This window comes from Streptomyces sp. NPDC086519 (assembly GCF_040686075.1).
GTDB classification, from domain to species: Bacteria; Actinomycetota; Actinomycetes; order Streptomycetales; family Streptomycetaceae; genus Streptomyces; species Streptomyces shenzhenensis.
The window spans coordinates 1-20610 of record NZ_JBFBJL010000111.1 but is presented as its reverse complement, the minus strand read 5'-3'; the positions used below and the strand labels follow the sequence as shown (position 1 = coordinate 20610).

Here is a 20610-nt window from a genome sequence, read left to right as displayed (position 1 = left end):
TCGTGCTGGACGCGGTCAAACACCGCATCCTCACCGGCCAGCTGACGCCCGGTCAGGCCTTGGTCGCAGCCGCCACCGATCAGGCTCCCTTGACTACCGGTGCCAGATGTACGCGAAGATGGGCGTCCATCCTACGCGATGATAGCTGAACGTGGACCAGGACCACTTCCACTTGGCGCGGAAGTCCACTTCAATCTTCACCCCCCGGTAGCCCCCCATCCAGTCGATGTACAAAAGCGCGCCCCCTGCGATGCCGTAAACGATTCCGATCGTCTCGCACACCGCTGCCGCTGGTGCACCGATAACGGAAACGACACCGGCAAGAGCACAGGCATTCCCTATCGCCCAGCCCAAGCCGAGCGCGGCGATGAACCCCTGGGTCAGGTGCTCACTCAGGTAGATGTCACACCACCTGAAATAGGTGTTGTGGCCGCAGTAGCCCCAACTGCTGGTGCCGTCCAAGTCGTAGCCCGTGGTGGGGTTCTGATTGACGTAGTCGTAGGCGGTGGCCGATCCCTGGAAGACCGGGTCGGTCTGAAGGAAGCGGCCGAGTGACGGGTTGTACATGCGGGCGCCCATGAGAAGGTCGCCGGAGGGCGTCTCGCTGGAGCGCTGCTTGCCGCCGAGCCAGCCATAGCGCGAGGTGCTGGTACCGGTGAGCGGATTGCCGTACTCGTCGGCCGCCATCACCAGGACCGGGGTGGCGCTGTCGTTGACGGGAAGCACCATGTTGACGTCACCGTGCAGATTGGTGAGCTCCAGCAGGATGTCGCCCTTCGCCGACGAGTAGACGGCGCTGAGGTCTCCGGCGATGTCGCTGACGTTGCGCGTGTACGCGCTCGTGCTCTCGCTGGTCCAGGAAGGCGAGTCCGAGGTTCCGTCGTAGTGGTTGGTGCGGACTGCGGTCTGGGTCCAGCTTCCGGATGTGTTGGTCTCCGACGTGTAGGACCGGCTGCGGCCCAGGGGGTCCAGCTGCCAGGTGACGCGGCTGGTGCCGGAGGTCTGCTGGTAGGCCAGGTCGTTGGCGTAGTACGCGGTCGTCGTCCCACTCGGCTCAACGGTCGTACGACCGAGCGCGTCGTAGGTGTAGCCGCTGTCGACCAGACGGTCGGCGCTGTCGTAGCTGTGACTGACCGTGGTTCCACCACTGGTGGGGCAGGCCGCCTTGGCGGCGCCGACGGCCGTGGTCAGACCCGTGCGGTTGGAGTCCTTGTCGAAGGCGTAGTGCCGCGTGGTGCAGGTACTGGTCGCGCCGGTGGTGGCGCTGGTGGTGAGGACGGTCTGGCTGACGTCCGAGAGGCGATTCGCGGCGTCGTAGGCGTACGTGTTGCTGACGCCGAGGCCGCCGGTGGTGGACTGGGCCCGGCTGACCTCCAGCCCGGTTCCGGAGTACCCCGCCTGGTCGGAGAGCAGCACGTTCCCGTTCGCGTCGGTGTAGACCCGGGAGGTGGCCTGTTCGGTCTCGTCCGTGGTGATCTTGAGGGTGATCGATCCCGGCAGGGACTCCGTGCTCACGTTGCCATCGGCGTCATAGGTGGCGCTGAAGGCCCCGGCGTTGGAGTCGGTCTGCGTCGTCGGCACACCGCGCGGGTCCTTGCTGGTGTCGTAGGTGTAGGTGGTGGTCGACGGCGCCGTGTCGCTGGTCTGCGTGGGTCGGTCCAGGGCGTCGTACCGAACGGTGGCGGTGTTCCCGTCCGCGTCGGTCGACGACATCCCACGGCCGAGTTGGTCGTAGGTCCAGGTGGTCGAGGCGCCGTCCGGCGTGGAGACCTTGGCCTGCTGGCCGCTGCTCGTGTTGTATGTCGTGGTCGTCGTCTGCACAGCCTGGCCGACACCGCCGGAGACCGCGACCGTGCTCTTGCGGCCTGCCGCGTCGTAGGTGGTGGTGGTGATACGGGTGACGCCGTTGGCGGTCTGGGTCACCGTGCTCGGCAAGCCGTACAGGTTGTACGTGGTCGTCGTCGTGGCCCGCTGGCTCGGGTTGGAGCCACCACCCGTGACGGCGCCGGCGGGGGCGGTCTGGCAGACCAGGTCGGCCCACTCGGGGTGGCCTCCGCAGGGACTGCTTCCGGTAGCGGTGTAGTAGGTGGTCGTGGTGGTGCCGGCGTCGGAACCGGTGGACGAGGGCTGGGAGTTGGAGATGACGTTGCCGGCGGCGTTGTATCCCGTCGCGGTGGTGATCGCCAGGCCTGACGGGTCGACCGTGGTCTTGGTCGGCTGTCCCAGCGTCCAGTCGTAGGTGGTCTTGGTGGTGCGCGTGTCCGCGTCCGTGGCGTAGCCCGCGATGGTGCTGCCGGTGACGGCGGTGGTCACCAGGCCGGACGCGTTCGCGGAGCCGTCGGTGGGACGGCCTTCGTCGTAGGTGTTGTGGGTGTGTGTCCGCGCGGCGACGACGGAGCCGGCCGTACGGGCGGCGCTGGTACCCGAGGCGGCCAACGCGTGCTCCAGAGTGACCTGGTGCAGCGGGCCGTAGGTGTCGGTCAGGAGCTGGCCGCTGCTGTCGCGGACGTTCACCGAGGACAGCAGGGCGGCACGCTGCGCGGTGGTCATCGCCGCCAGTCCGAGCACGTTGAGCTCGGTGTTGGTGCTCGCGGCCAGGGCGAGTTCGCGGTTGGCGGCGCTGAGCTGGCGAGCGGGGTTCCCGAAAGCATCGAAGTCGGTAGTGGTGATGTGCCCACCGGGAGTCGCGGTGTTGGACTCGCGCCCGTTGACATCCAGGTAGTGGATCTCGGCGCGGGTGTAGGAGCTGGACGTGAGGTTCCCGGATCCGGTGTTGGAGGTGGGGACCTGATCGGGCGGGAAGACCGCTGTCGCGTCGGTCGGCGCGTCGGCCTGGGCCAAGGAGGCCACATCCGAAGCGCCCATCCCGTAGGGGCCGCCCGCCGAGGTGGTGAGGGGCACGTCGTAGACGACGGTGGTGGTCGCCGTGCCGTTGGTTGACGACGCGGAGCCCGGGGTGAGGGTCGGGCGGGAGACGCTCAGCAGGCGTCCCGCGTTGGTGTCGCCGTTGGTGCCCGCGGTGCCGTAGGCGAACGTCCAGGGGAGCTGGCCCGGAGGCGTGAGCGTGGCCACCCGGCCGGCCGAGGTGTAGGTGTACGCGGTCACGAGGTTGGGCGTGATCTGCGGGTTCCACTCCTGGCGGAGGGCGCCGGTGGAGTCGTACGCGTACTGGGCGATGGTCTTGGAGGTCTCGGTACCCGTGGCCGGGTCGGTGGCCCACATGACGATCATGCTGACCTGGCCGGTGTAGTCGCCGAACGTTCCGCTGGTCGTGCCCGTCGCGGTGGTTGCGGTGGCGTAGCTCAGTTGCAGGACCCGGCAGCCCACTGCCGGCGTCGCCGGGGTGAGGCAGGACGCGTTGGTGTCGGAGATCGCGGACGTGGGCGCGGCCATCCGGGCAAGGCGCATCGTGGTGGTGCCGCCGCTGGTCACGGAGTCGAAGCGGTAGCGCACCGAGGTGCCGCTGCCCGCCGGGCTCGTCGACGCGACAGCCCACACTCCCGCCGTGGTGGAGGACTTGGCGAAGACCGTCGTCGTTCCCGAGGTGTCGGTCAGCGTGTAGGTGTCCGCGGAGCTGCTGTAGCTGAGTGTGTACGCCTCGGCGCCGGGCTCCGGGGTCCAGGACCCGCTGCTGTTCTTGGTGAACGAGACCTGCGAGCCGGCCGAGCCGACGAGTTCCACGGCGGTGGAGGTCACCGGACGGATCTCGGTGAAGTCCGTCAGCGCCGTCGCAGAAGCGCCCGCCAGTTGCCAGCCGGGCCCGAAGGGCGCGGTCTGACCGGCCGGCGGGGTTCCCTGGGGGCTGCGGGAGTCGAGCGTCTGGCCGACCGACATTCCGAAGGCAGAGACTTCCGGGCCGGACAGGGTGTAGTTGCCGGTCGACAGGTTGAGCGTGCCCGGACCGACCGAGGCGCTGGCGGTCTGGGTGGCCGCGCGGTCCAGGGTGACGGTCACGGCGGAGGTGTCGTGGCTCGCCGAAGAGGTGTCCGTGAACTCGGCACGGACCTGGACCGAGCCGTCATCGCCCAAGGTGCCGGAAACGTCCCACACGAGCGGGGAAGAGGCACCGCTCGTGACGGCCACCGGCCAACTGCTCACCGCGTTGCCGCCGGACGTCACGTCGGCGACCGGGATGGTGGTCCAGCTGTCGGTGGCGGACCGCCGGTACTGGAACTTCACCGACTGCCACGTCGACGACGCCGCGGCGGCGGTCAGCGTGACACGCCTCGCGGTACGGGTGCCGTCGGTGGGCGAGGTCACAGCGCCGTTGCCCGCGTTGAAGCTGTAGACCGTCGATGCGGACAGGTTGCCGGCGTTGTCGCGGGTGGAGACGGTCAGGGTGTGCGGGCCGTCCACGGACGGGGTGACGCTGACGCTCACGGCACTGCCGGTGGTCGCCACGGAGTTCTGGGCACCGGAGTCGAGCTGCCAGACGACGCCGGAGGTGTCCGTTCCGCCGGAGGGCGGGGTGATGGTGAACGCGCCGCTCTGACCGGCCCCCTTGGCCCAGCCGCCGGAGGGGTAGTCCGTGGAGGCGACCGTCGGCGCGCCGGGCTTGGTGGTGTCGACCGTGAAGACCAGTCCGTTCGGAACGGTCTGACGCGACCACAGGGAGCCGTCGTACCCGTAGGGCCACGCGGTGTAGGTGTGGCCGTTGACCAGGGTTCCGGACGGGACGGAGGCGCTGGAGATGCCTCCGGAGGCGGTCCAGCTGCCGTTCAGGTTGGAAATGACCTTGGTGTCGGCGCCACCTGTGGTGTCGTAGACGTTCCACTGGGCCATCACGTTGCCGCCGTCGGCGTCGGTGACGGTCGACTGGAGCTGCGGGGTGGTCGTGTTGGTGAAGAGCGTCGTGGTGGAGCCGGAGACCGAGGAGACACCGGGCGCCACCGTGGGGGCGGACGGCATCGGGTACGAGTTGTAGGTCACCGACAGGTAGGGCACGTTGGCGGAGGCGTTGGCCGAGTAGAAACGCTTCCAGCTGTTGCTGTCCGTCTCGTCGGACGCCCGCAGGCCCATGTAGGCGACGTCGTAGCCGTTGTCACCGGCGTACTGGAGGAAGGTCGAGGGGTCGATGGAGACCCAGCCGGCCGGGCTGGAGGTGGTGCAGTCGCTGGAGTAGCCCTTGGTCTGGGAGGTCGTGGCGTACTTCGACTTCCAGACGGGCTGGTTCGACCAGACCGTGTCCGTGGAGGACTCTCCGGACTCCCACAGTTCCCACGGAGACTGGACGCAGCCACCGGACCAGTACTCGTAGAGATTCAGCGACGAGGACTGGATCAGCGTGTTGTCGAGCTGGAGGACCGGGAACTCCAGGAACGAGCGGGCGACGTCCGTTCCGCTGTCGTAAGTGCCCAGCTTGAGGTCGGTGGACGTGTACTCGGCGGTCGTGTCGGTGTTCTCCACGAACGTGTCCAGCAGGGGGGAAAGGCTCGTGGAGGGGTCCACCGTGACCGGGTACTGCGTGTTGGGGTCGGCGAGGAACCTCGCGTCCGGAGTCAGGGTGAGATTCACCGTGTCACCGGACTGGGACATGGTCATCTTCACCCGGGCGCGGTGCGGGTGCTCCAGGGACTTGGCGTCGACCTGCGCGTCCCACATCACCGGCGCCGGTATGGTGCCGGCGACCTTGTGGTGGGCATCGGTGAAGGTGATCGAGCCGTTCTTGCGCTGCTTGGCCGTCAGCCCCTTCGCGGAGACCGGAATGGTCACCGAGTAACCGGCCTTGGGGCGCGACTTGAGGATCACGTTCTCCTCGAAGCCGGTCCGCGTCGCCTGCACGGTCACATCCGCGCCCGGCGTGACGTTCGCGTAGGTGGCGGTGGTTCCCTTGACGGACGGCTTGGGAAGCGTACCCTTCCAGCCAACCGCGACCCGGTGCCTGCCCGAACCCATGTCAGCAAGCACGGCGTTCTTGCCGCCGGGCGCGAGAACCAAACCATTTGGCTGGGCCTTGGGCGCGACAGAGCCCTCGGCATCCGTGTGCAGGGTTGTATCTACGTCAACCCATTTCCCAGCCCGCTTGAAGCGGATCGGCGCAGCATATGACCGGGTGGTCAGCGAGCCGTTCGGATTTGCCCAAGTCGTCGTCCTGGTAGTAAGTTGGTCAAGGATCTCGACCTTGCGTTTACGCAGTCGGGCTGTGGCGAATGCCGACGCCGCGTCAGGAGCCGAGAGCGGCCCGGCAGAGGTGGAGCGGGACTTCGCCGCCGAGGTGGTGTGTGTCTTGTGAACGGGGACGGCGAAGGCCTGCCCGGTGGTCAGGAGCGTCACGGCTGCTTCGGAGACAAGCAGCAGCGCTAAGACCGTTGCCGTCGTCAGCTGCCCAGGCGAGGCCGGCAGAGATCTACGGTTGGGTCTTTTGCGGAAGCGGTCTGTGCGACTGGTCCTCACGAAACTCCTCTGAGATGTCCGGGCGCGGAGAGCGCCCATGATCGCCCAAGAGATACAGGCCAGGGATCTTCACAGTCCATACTCATTTCAGGCCAGCGGGCTGATCGAGTGCAGTCAAAAATAAGCACCGGACTCACCTCTGTACACCGGACGTCGATCAGGTCCGAGCATTCAGTGACACAGGGTCACAAGTGCGCGCTCGAAACCAAGGGCGGGCCATCGTCAGGCCATGGTTCGGTAAGGGTGTTCCGGTGGAATCCGGTGAGGAGGCGTCAGCGAATTGGCGTGTTCTCTATGCAGCCGGCGCCACGATCACTTCGGCCTGTGTCGGCGTCGGACAGTATGACCCCGCACCCGGCCGGGCCTCGTGGTGCACGCCGAGTTCCTCCGCCATGCGGCGGATCACGGGCTTTCGGCTCAGCGGTCCGGTACATCCGAACCGCACGCTCACGCAACTCCAGCGGGTATTTCCTCGGGGCAGGCATCGTCCGGGCTCCTCTCGTGAGACCCGACTGCCCTCTGTCACCTATCCCCCCATGTCGGGGGAACCTCAGGTTCGGTGCCCGGTCGGGTGCTGGTCGCCTTGACGCCCCCACCCGGCCGCAGACTTCACGGCCTTGGTACCTAGCGGTAGAAGCGCACGCCGCCGTTGGACCCCAGGGAGCAGAGTTCCAGCACGCCGCCGTCCGGGGTGATGTACACCGTCCCGGCAGTGAAGTCCCATTTGCCGCTCCCCTTCGGCAGGCCCGCGACCGGAGTGGTGCGCCCAGTACGCCGGTCGATGGTGATGAGCTGCGGGGAGCCGGACGTGGTGACGGCGTACACCGTCTCGTCCCCGCCGGGCGCCGGGACGGCGAGCGCGGTGGACGGGCGGGTCCAGAGTTTGGCGCCGGTGGTGGTGTCGAAGCCGTCGACGACGGTGCCGCCGGCGGCCGAGGCCGGGGTGACCAGGACGGTGCCGTAGAGCCGGGCGGAGTGGTCGGCTTCGGTGGTGTTGCCGCTGGTGAGCTCGTCATCGCCGACGGCCAGCTTGCGGCCGTCGCCATGGGCGTCGAAGACCCGCACGGCATCCTGGCGGGCCGTGTGGACGGCGGCGACCAGCGGTGAGCCGGACAGGATGCGTGTGACATCCGAGTGGGCGCTCTCGGTCTTCCGCCAGATCACCTTCCCGGTCTTCGCGTCGTACGCGGTGAGGGTGAACCTTGTCTTCTTGTCGAGGCAGTAGTCGTCCACCAGCACGGTGCCGTCGGTGCCCCAGTCGTAGGCGTTGCAGTAGCGGCCGCGGGGCTTGTAGCCCCACACGCGGGTGCCGGTGCGAATGTTCACACCGCCGAGGAAGTTCTCGCTGACGATGGTGGCGACGTCGCCCTGCACATAGGTCGAGGCGGTCATCGTCGACGGGTGCCTGGTGCTGGTCAACGGCATGGACCAGAGGATCTTGCCGGTGGACGCCTTGACGCCGGCCAGCCAGGTGCAGGTGCTGCCGTCTTTGCCGAAGGCGACCGTGCCGACGCCCTTGGCGCCCAGTGTCGGCGACATCGCGCAGGGGACCGTGCCGCGCTTGGCGGCGGCCGCGGAGAAGGCGGTGCTCCACAGCTGTCTGCCGTCGGTGAGGTCGTAGGCCCGCAGGCCGCCCCGGGTGCCGGCCCGGACGAGCAGCTTGCCGGTGAACCAGCTGCCGATGAGTGTGTCGTCGTGGGCGAGCGCCGGTATCTGCCACACCGGCGTCAGGTTCTTCGAGGCGACGGCGACGGCGTCCTCCTGCTTGAGCAGGACGGCGGCGGAGCCGCCTACGGCGGCGAGGACGGCGAGAACGAGTGCGGTCCGGCCCGCCTGCCTGGTCTTCCCGGGCCTTTTGCCGCCCCTGCCCGCGGAGGGCTGCGCGGCGACCGGCTCGGGGTAGTGGAGGGACTCCCGTCCGAGGACTGCGGTCACCTCCGAGTGCTGCTCGCGCTCCTGGTCCGCGGGTTCGCCGCCGTGCCAGGTGTGCGGAGGTATTCGGCCACCCGGCTCGCGCACGGCCTCGTGGGCGTCGAACCGGGGGGCGAAAACCGCGCGCTGGGCCTGTTCGGCGGACGGCCGGGCGTCCTTCGGCGTGGCGGCCTCCGCCTGCCGCCACTGGTTCCCGTATGGCTGCGGACGGGCGGCCGACCCGCGGGGCCGGAACGCCCAGCCCTGCTCCTCCTGCGGAGGGCCCTGCCCCGGCGACGATTGCGTCGTCATCTCCGTACTCTCTTCTGTTCGGGCATCCGCAGGTACCAGCCGCAGTGATGCGCCGTGATAGGTGCTGTCTGTCGCGGGCCGCGGCCCGAACTCCCGCGATCGGGCGGGATCAACCGTCTTTGAACGAGTGGCCGAAGCCGCTCCGGGACGACTCCACCTTGAACGCGGCCAGCGCACCCACCGAGGAGCTGATCCGCCAGTCCATCAACTGCTTGCTGCCCGGCCAGTCCTTGCGCTGGTCGTACCAGACGATCCCGATGACGCCGGCCTTCGCGGCACCCTGGAAGAGGTCGCGGATGTGCGCTTCCTTGCTCTTGTTCTGCGCCACCCCGGTCTCCGCGATCAGCACCGGCTTACTGGAGAAGTCCGAGATCTGGCGCAGGGTTGGGGTGAACAGGCTGGAGAACGCGACGCCGTCGAGGGGTCCGTAGTAGCCGATGAGGCCGACCCAGTCGACGTAGGAGTCACCCGGGTAGTAGGGCCGCAGTTTCGCGGTGGTGCCCGAGTCGACCACGTGTGGAGTCCACACCCAGATCACATTGGTGACGCCTTGTGCGGTGAAGATGTCATGCACGCGCTTCCAGGCCGCGACGAAGGCGGCGGGCTTGGCATGCTCGGGGCCCCAGGAGTTCCAGGGGCCGTTCATCTCGCCGGCGAAGGAGAGGGCCAGCGGCCCGTCGTAGGCGGCGATCTGGTTCGCGAGATGACGGACGTAGGCGTCGTCCCTGCCCGCGGCGATGTCGGCGAGCGGCGTGTCGGAGGGCACCAGCGCCATCATGGGCAGCCGGCTGTGCTGCCACAGGAAGGCATTGCCTTCCGTGTCGAAGTCGTCGCCCCAGTTGCTGTAGTACTCGCGGATGTCGGGCGCCCGGCCCGCCTCCTTGGTGAACTTTGTGACGATTCCGTACTGCCAGGGAGTCTTGTCGTCGATGACGCCCAGTGCGGGGCTGGACGGCTTGAGCATGGATGAGACCTTGAAGCGCGCGGCCGGGGCGGTGGCCGTGACCGCTGCGGCGCTGCTTCCGCTTCCCGCTCCGCCGCAGGCGCCCACCAGGAAGGCGACGGCGGCCATGAGGGCCGCGGCGGCCGAAAGGCGGCCGCGGCGGCGGGTTGTCATCATGCATCAGGTCCCATCGGGCAAGAAGCAAGCCGAGTCACCGAACCTCTACGAGACCCGCGTGACATTCACGGAATCTGCATATTAGTCTAGATGCATGATCGGGGCGGAACGGACCATGTCCGTTATCTCTCGTATTTGTTGCTTTTCTGCACTCACTGCTTTCGGCGGCGCCGAACCGGCAATCGCCCCATGAGGAAGGCTCAAGGCTTCCGATGACCAGTAGCTCCACGGAGGTCGAGCCAGCTCCCGTCTTTGTGGACCAGACCGGTCAGCGCGGCCGCCGTCTGCGCGGTCTCGGCTGGCTGGTCGGTGTCATCTGCACCGGGTTCGTGGTGGCGATGATCTCCGGCCTGGTCGGGACCCAGTCGCGGGCGCCCGCGCTCCGCGTCCCGGGCACCGCGGACACCACACCGCCCAGCCAGTACCTCAACGCGCCGGTGCCCGCGGCTCCCGGCGTCGCCGGTTCCGCCGGCAGCACCACCGCCACCGCAGCCACCCCCGACGCCACCGGGTCAGGCATCGCGACACCGGTGGACGGCACGACGGCGTCGAGCCCCGTGACCGCCGCCGCGCAGTAGCCAGACGCGACCGACCAGGAAGTCCATGTCCCGCTCCCGCCGTCAGCACTCACGGCAGTCCCTCGCGCGGCCGCGCCGGCTCGCCGCGCCCCCCTTGCGTTTCTTCCTGCCGATCACCGTGCTGGCGACGCTGCTCGCGCTGATGGTGCTCCGGGGCATGGCGAACAACGAGGTCTTCCACGACGAGCGCATCGCCGTCTCGGTGGACAAGGGCACCGTCCCCACCAGCGTGCTGGAGGGCGGCCCGGTCGTCGACGCGCGCGGCGACAAGAACAGCGAGCCGGTCAGCTACACGATCCCGGACAAGACGGTCGTCCTCTCCTTCGACGACGGGCCGTCCCCCGAGTGGACGCCGAAGATCCTCAAGGTGCTGGAGGCCAAGAACGTCCACGCGGACTTCTTCGTCACCGGCTCGATGGTCACCCGCAACCCGGCACTGATCCGGCGGATCGTGGCCGACGGCCACGAGATCGGGCTGCACACCTTCACCCACCCCGACCTCGCGCTGCACTCCGGCACCCGGCTCACCTGGGAGCTGAGTGAGACCCAGCTCGCGCTGGCCGGTGTCGCAGGCATCCACTCCAGCCTGTTCCGCCCGCCCTACTCCTCCACCGCGGACGCGCTGGACGACTGGTCGTGGCCGGTGACCAAGCAGGCCGGCTCGGAGGGGTACCTAACCACCTTCATCAACAAGGACACCGAGGACTGGAAGCGCCCCGGCGTCGACTCCATAGTCAAGGCGGCCATGCCCGACCTCCCGGGCCAGGGCGAGATGGTCCTGCTGCACGACGCGGGCGGCAACCGCTCGCAGACGCTGGCCGCACTGCCAGTCATCATCGACAAGCTCAAGGCCCAGGGCTACGCCTTCAAGACCACCGGCGAGGCGATCGGCTCCGGCTCCGCCAACACCAAGGTCAGCGGCTACAGCCTGTGGCTCGCCAAGGCGTTCCTGTGGTGCACCACCTTCTCGGTGGGCCTGATGCCGTGGCTGGTCGGCCTGCTCGCGGTCGTCGGTGTGCTGGTCATGGCACGGTTCGCGCTGATGCTGGTGCTCTCCACCATCCATGTGCGGCGCGTGCGGAAGAAAGGTTTCTCCTGGGGTGCCCCGGTCATCGAACCGGTCACCGTGGTGGTGCCCGCGTACAACGAGCAGGAGTGCATCACCAACACCCTGCTCTCCCTGGCCAGAAGCGACCACCCCATCGAAGTGATCGTGGTCGACGACGGATCGAGCGACGACACGGCCGCCATCGTGGAGGAGCTCGACCTGCCGATGGTCCGGCTGATCCGCCAGCCCAACGGAGGAAAGCCGGCCGCCCTCAACACCGGTGTGGCCGCCGCGTCGCACGACCTCATCGTCATGATGGACGGCGACACGGTCTTCGAACCCGCCACCGTCCGGGAGTTGGTGCAGCCCTTCGCCGACCCGCGCGTCGGCGCCGTGGCCGGCAACGCCAAGGTCGGCAACCGCGACTCGCTGATCGGGGCCTGGCAGCACCTCGAATACGTGATGGGTTTCAACCTCGACCGCCGGATGTACGACGTGCTCAACTGCATGCCGACCATCCCCGGCGCCGTCGGCGCTTTCCGCCGTACCGCACTCCAGCAGGCGGGCGGCGTGAGCGACGACACGCTCGCCGAGGACACCGACGTGACCATGGCCCTGCACAGGGCCGGCTGGAAGGTCGTCTACGCCGAGGACGCCCGCGCCTGGACCGAGGCGCCCGTCAGCATGAAGCAGCTGTGGTCGCAGCGGTACCGCTGGAGCTACGGCACCATGCAAGCGATGTGGAAGCACCGGCACGCGGTGCTGGAGCGGGGCCCGGCCGGCCGCTTCGGCCGGGTGGGGCTGCCATTCGTCTCCCTGTTCATGGTGGTCACCCCGCTGCTCGCACCTGCCTTCGACATCGGCCTGGTCTACGGCGTGATCTTCGTCGACGCGTACAAGACCCTGGCGGCGTGGTTCGCGGTGATGGCCCTGCAGGCCGTCTGCGCCTGGTGGTCCTTCCGTCTGGACAGAGAGAAGTCGTGGCATCTGATCACGCTGCCCGCTCAGCAGGTGGTCTACAGGGTGCTCATGTACATGGTGCTGCTGCAATCCGCCATCACCGCTCTGACCGGGGGACGGCTGCGCTGGCAGAAGCTGAAGCGCACCGGCGAGGTGGGGCTCGACGTCACAGCAGGGGAGATGTCTTCATGAGTACGGCGGAACGGGGTGCCCGCGACGTCCACGATTCGTCAGAGACCCTGGCACTGAGAGTCCTGGACCCCGGAGCGTTCCCCGCGCTGCGCGGCGCGGAGCCGGAGGAGGCGGCCCCGGCAACCGCGCGCAAGCCCGGCCGCGACCGCTACCTCGACCTGCTGCGGGCGCTCGCCCTGGTCCGCGTGGTTGTCTACCACAACTTCAGCTGGACCTGGCTGCCGATCATCTTCCCCTCCATGGGGATCATGTTCGCGCTGGCCGGGTCGCTGATGGTGCGGTCCCTCAACAGACCGGCGCTGAGCGTGATCCGCGGCCGGCTACGCCGACTGCTGCCGCCGATGTGGCTGTTCGGCGCGGTCGTGGTGCCGCTGATGATCCTGGAGGGCTGGGGCCCGCACTACAACCACCACCCCCGCTGGTGGTGGGGCGAGCTGGCCTTCTGGGTCCTGCCGCTCAGCGAGCCGCCGTTCGGAGCCTCGCTGCACACCTTCGGCGGGCACCTGCCTGCCTCCTGGGCCGAGCAGATCTCCGTACCGCTGTGGTATCTGCGTGCCTACCTCTGGTACGTACTGCTGTCGCCGCTCATGCTCAAGGCGATGCGGAAGCTGCCCTGGGTCACCCTCCTGATGCCGCTGGCGCTCGCGTTCTTCATCAACTCCGGCGTGGTCGACCAGTCCGGCCGGCTGATGGAGGCCGCCACCGACTTCACCACCTTCGGCTCCTGCTGGCTGCTCGGCATGGCCCACCAGGAGGGACTGCTCCGCAAGATCCCGCAGTACGTCGTGCCGTCCATCGCTCCGCTGATACTCATGTTCGGCTTTTGGTGGCTGCTGCGGTCGCCGGTGGACAACCCCCGGATCGGGCACGACCTGGAGGCGGTACCGGTCGCCCAGGCGATCTGGTCGTTCGGCGCGGTGCTGCTGCTACTCCACCTGAGCCCCTCCTGGGAACAGTGGCCCAAGCCGCTGGAACGCTTCAACGGTGTCATCAGCCTCCTCAACTCCCGTGCTGTCACCGTCTACTTGTGGCACTCCTTCGCCCTGGTCCTGACCGAGCCCCTGATCGACCCCCTGTGGAGCAACACCTTCTTCTACGACCACGCCCAGTGGCTGCTGTCGAGCCAGTGGACACCACTGCTCCTCGCCGTACCCCTGATCTGTCTGGCCATCGTCCTCTTCGGCTGGATCGAGGACGTAGCGGCCAGACGCCGCCCACGCCTCTTCCCGTACCCCCGCCGCTCCAAGGGACGCAGGCGCAGACGCTAGTGGTGCTTGGTCAGGTCGCGGGTCAGCCGCCGCATCGTCAAACGCGCCGTCTCCGGGCAAGTGGGGCTCGCGGACCGCTCCCCGCTCAGCCCGCCGTCCTGACCGCCTTGAGGAACTCCCGCAGCACTCGCTCACCGGCGAGCACCCCCCGCTCCGGCAACGCGCTGATGGCCGGCCCGGTCCACCCGGCGTCGGCCAGCTCCCCGTGCCCCGGCCGCCAGCCACGGTCCGCGGCGAGCAACAGGTCGGCGTCCAGCAGCGAGTCACCGGCGGCCAGCGTCAGCTCGGCCCCGGACCTGCGCGCGACCTCCCGCATGGCCGCGCTCTTGGTCAGCGGCTTCGGCACGGCGTAGATCTTCCGTCCCTGCAACGACACCGTCCAGCCACGGTTCTCCGCCCACACCGCGAGGCTCTTCACCCACTCCTCGGGCAGCAGCTCCCGCTCCACGACCAGGTAGGCGAACAGGTCCTCGGCGACCCGGTGCTTGCGCAGCCACAGCGGGTCGGCGTGCTCCGTCAGGTACGCCCGCACCTCCTCCAGCGGGGCGCACTCGTCGGCCAGCCGCGCCAGCACCCGCCCGTGCCAGTCCGCGTCGGACACCCCGTCGACCAGCAGATGCCCGCCGTTGGCACAGATGGCGTACCTCGGCGGGGGCCCCGGCAGGTTGATCCGCTCGTACTGCTTACGGGTCCGGGTCGTCGTCGGCACGAAGACGGCCGCGTCCCCCAGTTCGGTCAGCAACTGCGCGGCCGTCTCCGTCATGTACGACAGGGGCCTGGCCTCGTGCACCTCGACACAGAGCAGCCGGGGCGCCCGCACGTCCGGCATGGTCAGCGCCAGGGCACCCGAGGAGTAGATGAGCGTACGGTCGAGGTCGCTCGCGACGAGCACCGCCATCAGACGTTCACCGCCCTGCCGTCGGCGCCGGTCGCCCCACGCGTGTACTTGGGGTGGATCAGCCCGACACAGGTGTACGGCAGTTCGCCGACCTCCTCCACCGGCACGCCGCGCTGCTCCGCAAGGAGCCGCACATGATCCAGGTCAGCCCCCGCCCCGGCCCGCGCCAGGATCTTCCAGGGCACCCGGCGCAGCAGCACCCGGGTGGTCTCGCCGACGCCCGGCTTGACGAGGTTCACGTCGTGGATGCCGTACTCCTCGCTGATCCGCTCCACGGCCGCCCAGCCCACCCAGGTGGGCGTGCGGTCGGCGACGGCCAGCTCCTTCACGGCCGCGTCCACCGCCTCCACGACCTCCGCGAACCGCGCGGCGACCGCGTCGAGGAAGGCCACCGACACATCGGCCCCGGCCAGCTCGCGGTAGAACTTCGCGCCGTGGAAGTCGTCCGGCCCGACCAGGTCGGCCCGCAGCACGGTCCGCGAGATCAGCCCGGAGACGGTCGAGTTCAGGCACGCGGAGGGGATCAGGAAGTCCTCCCGGGTGCCGTACGTCCGCACGCACGACCCGGGGTCGGCCAGCACCGCGATCTCCGGGTCGAAGCCGGAGACGCCCGAGCGCTTTTCGAACTCCTCGACGGCGTCCGCGAGTTCCCGGGTGATCGCGCCCTTTCCGGTCCAGCCGTCCACGAAGACGACGTCCCGCGGGTCGTGGTGGGCGGCCAGCCAGCGCAGCGCGTTCGCGTCGATGCCGCGGCCGCGCACGATCGACACCGCGTAGTGCGGCAGGTCGAGGCCGTAGCGGAACCGCGCCCAGCGGCGCATCAGCACGCCCACCGGGGTGCCGGCCCGCGCCAGTGACACCAGCACCGGCCGCGGTGACCGCTCGGCCAGCACGGTCTCGGTGACCACCCCGACCGCCTCGGCGAGCCGCGCCGCGGAGGTCTCCAGGGCCGCGTGGAAGAGGGCCTGGTACTGGTCGCTGGGCTGGTACTCCACCGGCAGCGACTCGGCGTAGTGCGCGCCGCCGCTCTGGATCGCCTCCTCGCGCTCCTCGGTCGGTGCCTCCAGCGTGACGTCCGAGAGGTCCTGGAGCAGCCAGCCGACGTCCTCCGCCGGGTACGAGGAGAAGGCGGGGCCGCGGAGGGGCTCGGGCAGCATGGCGGGGCTCTCTTCGGTCAGCGCGGGGACGTACGACGGTACAACCGCGAGCAGGACGTGCGGGGCATGCGCGCCGAGCCGGTCCAGCAGGCCGTCGGGGGCGTGCAGCTCGGGGGTGTCGCCGGCCGAGTCGACGAACAGGACGACGGCGTCGAAGCCGGCGCCGGCCACGTTGTACGCGTAGCGCTCGCCGGGGCCGTCGGCCGGGTTGTCGTGGGCCGGGAAGACGAGGCGGCTGCGGATGGCGTAGCCGGGGTCGTCGACGGCCAGGACGGGTGAGCGGGTGGTGGTGGAGTACCGCACCTCGGCGGCGACCAGCGCTTCCAGCTCGCGGGCGATGCGGAGGGGGGCGTACATCAGCTCTTCGAAGCCGAGGGTGAGCACGCGGCGGGCGTCGGGGGGGAGCGCTTCGGCGAGCCTCGCGGCCATGAGGGGAAGGGCCGACTCCAGGCGTATGCGGTGGGCCGGGGTGAAGCCGTGCCGTCCGCCGTCGGGGAGGCCGTGCGGCCAGTGCAGGTCGATGCGGGAGAGGTGGGGGGTGGTGCGGTTGCCGGTGAGGTGCGGGTGGGTGGGGGCTGGTCGCGCCCACGCGGCGGTAGCCGCAGGTTCGACACAGCCCCGCGCCCCTTGAGGGGGTTGCCCTGAACCCCCTGGGGGCGCGGGGAACTGCGCGGCCGGCCCCGACACGGCCGCGGACGACGAATCGCCTGTCGCGGCACTCTCCTCGTACCGCGCGACCAGCTCCTGTCCCTTCTCCAGCACGCCCTCCGGCAGACGTACGGTCCCCGACGCCGCCGCCACCAGGTCCACCCGGGCGCCGATCTCACCGGCAAAATCCGCCAGGCGCCCCGCATCCTCCCGCGACCGCATGTCCACCAGAGCCACCACGACGTACCGCTTCCGTGGGTAACGGGCGTGCAGGTCCCGGATCGTGTTCAGGACCGTGTTGCCGGTGGAGAACTCGTCGTCGACCAGGACCAGCGGCCCGTCGGCGGCGAGCAGTGCGGGGTCCTCCGGCAGCAGCAGGTGGGACGTGGCGTGGGAGTGGGACTCCTCGAAGCCGCCGGCCGGGGTCAGCCCGGGGACCGGGCGGCGGGTGGAGTGCAGGTAGGGGGCGAGGCCGATGCCGTCGGCGACGGAGTGGCCGAGGCCGGTCGCCGTCTCGGCGTAGCCGACGACCACCGCCCGCGCCGCCTCCCGCTCGCCGAGCAGGTCACGGACCCGTCGGCCGAGGGCGAAGCCATGCCCGTACACCACCGACGGCGACTGCGGTACGTGCTTGCCGAGCACGTTGGAGACCAGCAGGTGGGCTCGTCTGGGGTTGCGGCGCAGGGCGAGGCCGAGGAGGGCCGTCAGGCCGTCGTCGCCCACGAGTTCGACGCCGAGCCGCTCGGCGACCCAGCTGCCGGACCAGTCCCCGTTGTTCGCTGCGATGTTCATGCGTTCCCTGTGTCGTCCCCTAGAGCCCGTCAACCCGGTATCCCGGCGGCGAGCAGCTCCACGAAGCCGACGTCCTCGTTGGCCACGCCGAACACCTCGGCGCGGAGCATGGTCCGCTCGGCCCAGGCGCGGTGCGGCTTCACCTCGTTCATCTTGTTCGTGTAGGCCGAGCGAAGTACACCCCCGCCGCCCCGTTCCGGCCGCAGGATGTCCTGGGCGTCGGAGAACTCCTCGTGACTGACCACGGACAGCGCGTGCACGGGGATGACGTGGGACGGGTGGATGCAGGTCTTGCCGAGCAGCCCGTTGGCCTGATCGAGGGAGATCTCTCTCAGCAGGCCGTCCATGGCGTGCTCGATGAGCCGGTTGCGCAGTTCCACGGCCTGCCCCTCCAGGAAGGGGCTGGTCCGCAGCATCGGCTTGAACATGCGCTCGGGAACCCGGAAGTACTCCCACACCGGGCCGGTCACCGTGAACCCGGTGCCGTCGGCCCGGCCCAGCATGTTCACCACGTCGGCGATGACGGAGGCGATGATCTGCACGTCGTAGGCGGTCATGTCGGGGGCCCGCCGCAGCCCGTAGGACGAGCAGAAGTCGGTCACGCCGAGGCGCAGCGCCAGCACCCTGTCGCGGTACTTGTCGACGGCGCGGGCGATGCCCTCCAGGGCCTCCACCCGCGTCTCCCGGTACATCAGCTCGGGGGTCTCCAGCACCGGCATCCCGAACAGCCGGCGCCCGCTGTGCAGCGCGGCGCCGTCCAGGGCCTGCAGGAAGGGGATGCCGCGCTCCTCGGTGAACTTCGGGAACACGAACCCGGAGAGCAGCGACACGCTGGCGCCCAGCCGTCGTACCAGGTCGGAGATCTGCTCGGGCTCCCGCACCCGGATGAAGAGCAGCGGAAGCCGCACGCCCGCCCGCTCCCGCCCGGCCAGGTCGGCGAACTGCCGGACGAGGTTCTCCTCGCCGGCCACCACGTCCTCGTCGCCGATGGAGTCCTCCAGGCACAGCACCATCGAGACCACGCCGAGACCCGCCTGCTTGACGATGTCGTCGGCGAGCCGCGGCCGGGTGGCCGGGCTGTACAGCGTGGCGCCCAGGGCCGCGGAGAGCAGCCGCGCCGGGGAGTCGGCGGTGAACTCGCACGGCTCCTGGTGGAAGAGGCGCTGCCGCACCTCAGGTGCGATGTGCCCGAAATGACGCATAGAACTCCCCCGTGGCGTGGGCCGAGCCTGTGAAATTGGTAAAGGGTGGCCGGTAATAGTACGTACAAAGCCATGTCGGAGGTTCCCGCCGGGCATGAATTTCAGGTAACCCGCCCATGTCGGTCGCGAGGCCCCCCACGTTGTCGTGACCAGGACCGAGAGGGCAGGATGACCGCATGACGCGCGCGATGCTGAAGGGGTCGAACGTCCCGGTGGAAGCCACCACGGTCCGGGCGGTGCTGCGCTGGACGCCGGGACAGGGAGTCCCGGACGTCGACGCCTCGGCGCTGCTCCTCGGCCCCGACGGACGTGTGCGATCCGACGAGGACTTCGTCTTCTACAACCAGCCCCGGCACCCCTCCGGGAAGGTCTGGCGGCTCGGCAAGAAACGGGTGGCCGAGGGCCTCACCGACACCATCCAGACAGATCTCCCCGGTGTCGAGCCCACCGTGGGCCGAATCCTCCTGGTGGCATCGGCGGACGGTGTCCCGTTCGAACACGTACCCGCGCTGCGCATCCTGCTGTACGACGCCGCGTCGCCCGACGCCGAGGCGCTGGCCCACTTCGACATCAAGCCGGAGACCGGCGCCGAGACGGCCCTGATCTGCGGCGAGCTGTACCGCAGGGGCGAGGGCTGGAAGTTCCGCGCGCTCGGCGAGGGCTACAGCAACGGCCTGAAGGGCCTGGCCACGGACTTCGGCATCTCGGTGGACGAATCGGAACCGCCGGAGGAACCGTCGGCCTCCATGCCGCTCCCGCCCGAGCAGCCGACCTCGGTACCCGCCCAGCCGGCGTACGGCTACCCCCAGCCGTCGACCTACGGCTATCCGCAGCCCGCCTACACCCAGCAGCAGCGGCCGCAGTCGGGCTACGGCTATCCCCCGCCGGCCCCGATCCCGGTGGCGACGGTCCCGAACCCGGACTTCCGGCTGCCTCCGCAGGGCCCGCAGTTCATCGGGCGCTAGCTGGGTGTTTTCTGGGGCGCGGGGCCGTGTCACTGTGCGGCTCCGCCGCGTGGGCGCGGCAAGCCACGACGGCGCCGCACCCGCCGGCGCACCGCACGCCCCGCCCCGGTGGGCGGGCTAACGCTCCGCCGTCTTGTACCCGCGCCCCCACTGCAGCCCCCACCCGTACAACCGGTCCAGCTCCCCCTGGAACCCGTACACGAACTTCACCTCGCGCCGGACGACCAGTTCCCCCTTCACGTTCTCGATCATCACCACGGCACAGGACCGGGCCTGCGGATGCCGTTCGTCGAGGCCGATCTCGATGCGCGGACCGTTGCTCGGGTACAGCGTGACGACGGCGTGGGTGCGGTCGAACGCCGGCGTCTGGTCGTAGATGTACACGAACACCAGCAGCCGCTTGATGTCGTCCCGGTGATCGAGGTTGATGTACATCGTCTCGCCGGACGCCGACCCGAACCGGTCGTCGCCGCTGAGCTTGACGTACGGCGGTGCGTTCACGTCCCCGAGCAGGCCGCCGAGCGGCTGGACGACCCCCTTCGCCCCGTCGGCCAGCTCGTACAGCGCCCCGAGGTCGAGGTCGACGTTGACCATGCTCTGCCCGTGCCCGATCACCTCCGGCGGCCTGAGCGCCTTGAAGGGGTGGCGCAGCAGACTCTTGCGCTGTTCGCTGTCGAAGTCGGACGTCCGCATCCGCCAGCTCAGGTTGATCCGCAGGTTGCCGGTGGCCGCGCCCTGCTTGGTGAGGGACACCTGCTGGTGCCGCCTGGTGAGCTCGATGGCGTTGGACGCGGCGCTGCCCGAGTCGAACTCGGCCGCCTTCCCGCCCAGCAGCCCGTCGAAGAAACCCATTCCCGCCCCCAGTAGCTCCTGCCAACGCCTGGGGGCGGCCGACCGGTCGGCCGCCCCCATCAGAGCGTTCCTCGTCGAGGAGGGCGTCACACCCTCCGTTTTCGGCCCGCGAGCCGGTTCAGACCCCGGACGAGACCTCAGCCTTGTCGTCCGAGCCCGCTTTTCCCTCGGCCTCCGCAAGACGCTGGTTGCGCCGTACGGAGGACCAGAACGACCAGCCGATCAGGACGACGCCGACGAGACCGGTGATGACCTCGTTGATCTCGTACTGGATGGTGACCATCAGGATCACGGCCAGCGCGCCGATCGCGTAG

The 20610-nt window shown here is 69.4% G+C and carries 12 protein-coding genes; 4 read left to right on the top strand and 8 right to left on the bottom strand.

All coding sequences use genetic code 11. The features are described 5' to 3' along the window. Window positions 1-93 precede the first annotated feature (93 nt). From AB0P24_RS45875 to AB0P24_RS45865, 3 genes are all read right to left on the bottom strand, one after another. Window positions 94-5937 (bottom strand): RHS repeat-associated core domain-containing protein, encoded by a 5844-nt coding sequence (locus tag AB0P24_RS45875; RefSeq protein ID WP_365805099.1) that lies wholly within the window; start codon window positions 5935-5937, stop codon window positions 94-96. A gap of 1080 nt (window positions 5938-7017) precedes the next feature. Then, window positions 7018-8616: a PQQ-binding-like beta-propeller repeat protein gene (locus tag AB0P24_RS45870; RefSeq protein WP_365805098.1), complete on the bottom strand. Its 1599-nt coding sequence runs from the start codon at window positions 8614-8616 to the stop codon at window positions 7018-7020. A 109-nt stretch (window positions 8617-8725) separates the two neighbouring features. Further along, window positions 8726-9736: a glycosyl hydrolase gene (locus tag AB0P24_RS45865; protein WP_365805096.1), complete on the bottom strand. Its 1011-nt coding sequence runs from the start codon at window positions 9734-9736 to the stop codon at window positions 8726-8728. 212 nt (window positions 9737-9948) lie between these two features. On the opposite strand from AB0P24_RS45865, the gene AB0P24_RS45860 reads away from it, so the two are divergent. From AB0P24_RS45860 to AB0P24_RS45850, 3 genes are all read left to right on the top strand, one after another. Further along, window positions 9949-10314, top strand: coding sequence for a hypothetical protein (locus tag AB0P24_RS45860; protein WP_365805094.1), 366 nt, complete (start codon window positions 9949-9951; stop codon window positions 10312-10314). A 142-nt stretch (window positions 10315-10456) separates the two neighbouring features. After that, window positions 10457-12514 carry a bifunctional polysaccharide deacetylase/glycosyltransferase family 2 protein gene (locus AB0P24_RS45855; protein ID WP_365805103.1) on the top strand — a complete coding sequence of 686 codons (2058 nt, stop codon included), beginning with the start codon at window positions 10457-10459 and terminating at the stop codon, window positions 12512-12514. After that, complete coding sequence (locus AB0P24_RS45850) at window positions 12511-13782, top strand: acyltransferase (RefSeq protein WP_365805092.1); 1272 nt, start codon at window positions 12511-12513, stop codon at window positions 13780-13782. The genes AB0P24_RS45855 and AB0P24_RS45850 overlap by 4 nt, the downstream gene beginning before the upstream one ends. A gap of 85 nt (window positions 13783-13867) precedes the next feature. On the opposite strand, the gene AB0P24_RS45845 is transcribed toward AB0P24_RS45850, so the two are convergent. Genes AB0P24_RS45845 through AB0P24_RS45835 form a run of 3 tightly spaced genes read right to left on the bottom strand, consistent with a single transcriptional unit; the run spans window position 13868 to window position 18479 of the window. Then, on the bottom strand, window positions 13868-14680 hold the full coding sequence (locus tag AB0P24_RS45845) for an HAD family hydrolase (protein WP_365805090.1): 813 nt from the start codon (window positions 14678-14680) through the stop codon (window positions 13868-13870). Continuing rightward, complete coding sequence (locus AB0P24_RS45840) at window positions 14680-17277, bottom strand: phosphoribosyltransferase (RefSeq protein ID WP_365805088.1); 2598 nt, start codon at window positions 17275-17277, stop codon at window positions 14680-14682. Before AB0P24_RS45840 ends, AB0P24_RS45845 begins: the two co-directional genes overlap by 1 nt. Before the next feature lie 29 nt (window positions 17278-17306). Next, window positions 17307-18479, bottom strand: a complete 1173-nt coding sequence (locus AB0P24_RS45835; protein ID WP_365805086.1) for an HpcH/HpaI aldolase/citrate lyase family protein — start codon at window positions 18477-18479, stop codon at window positions 17307-17309. Between the two features lie 176 nt (window positions 18480-18655). Here AB0P24_RS45835 and AB0P24_RS45830 point away from each other — a divergent pair, with 176 nt between their 5' ends. Beyond that, window positions 18656-19444: a TerD family protein gene (locus AB0P24_RS45830; RefSeq protein WP_365805084.1), complete on the top strand. Its 789-nt coding sequence runs from the start codon at window positions 18656-18658 to the stop codon at window positions 19442-19444. 117 nt (window positions 19445-19561) lie between these two features. Here the strand turns inward: AB0P24_RS45830 and AB0P24_RS45825 are convergent, their stop codons facing one another. Both AB0P24_RS45825 and AB0P24_RS45820 read right to left on the bottom strand, forming a co-directional pair. After that, the gene (locus AB0P24_RS45825) at window positions 19562-20296 is read right to left on the bottom strand and encodes a Tellurium resistance (protein WP_365805101.1); all 735 of its coding nucleotides are present in this window, start codon (window positions 20294-20296) and stop codon (window positions 19562-19564) included. 118 nt (window positions 20297-20414) lie between these two features. Next, window positions 20415-20610 (bottom strand): DUF475 domain-containing protein (locus AB0P24_RS45820; protein ID WP_365805082.1); only part of this gene is annotated, 196 nt, incomplete at its 5' end.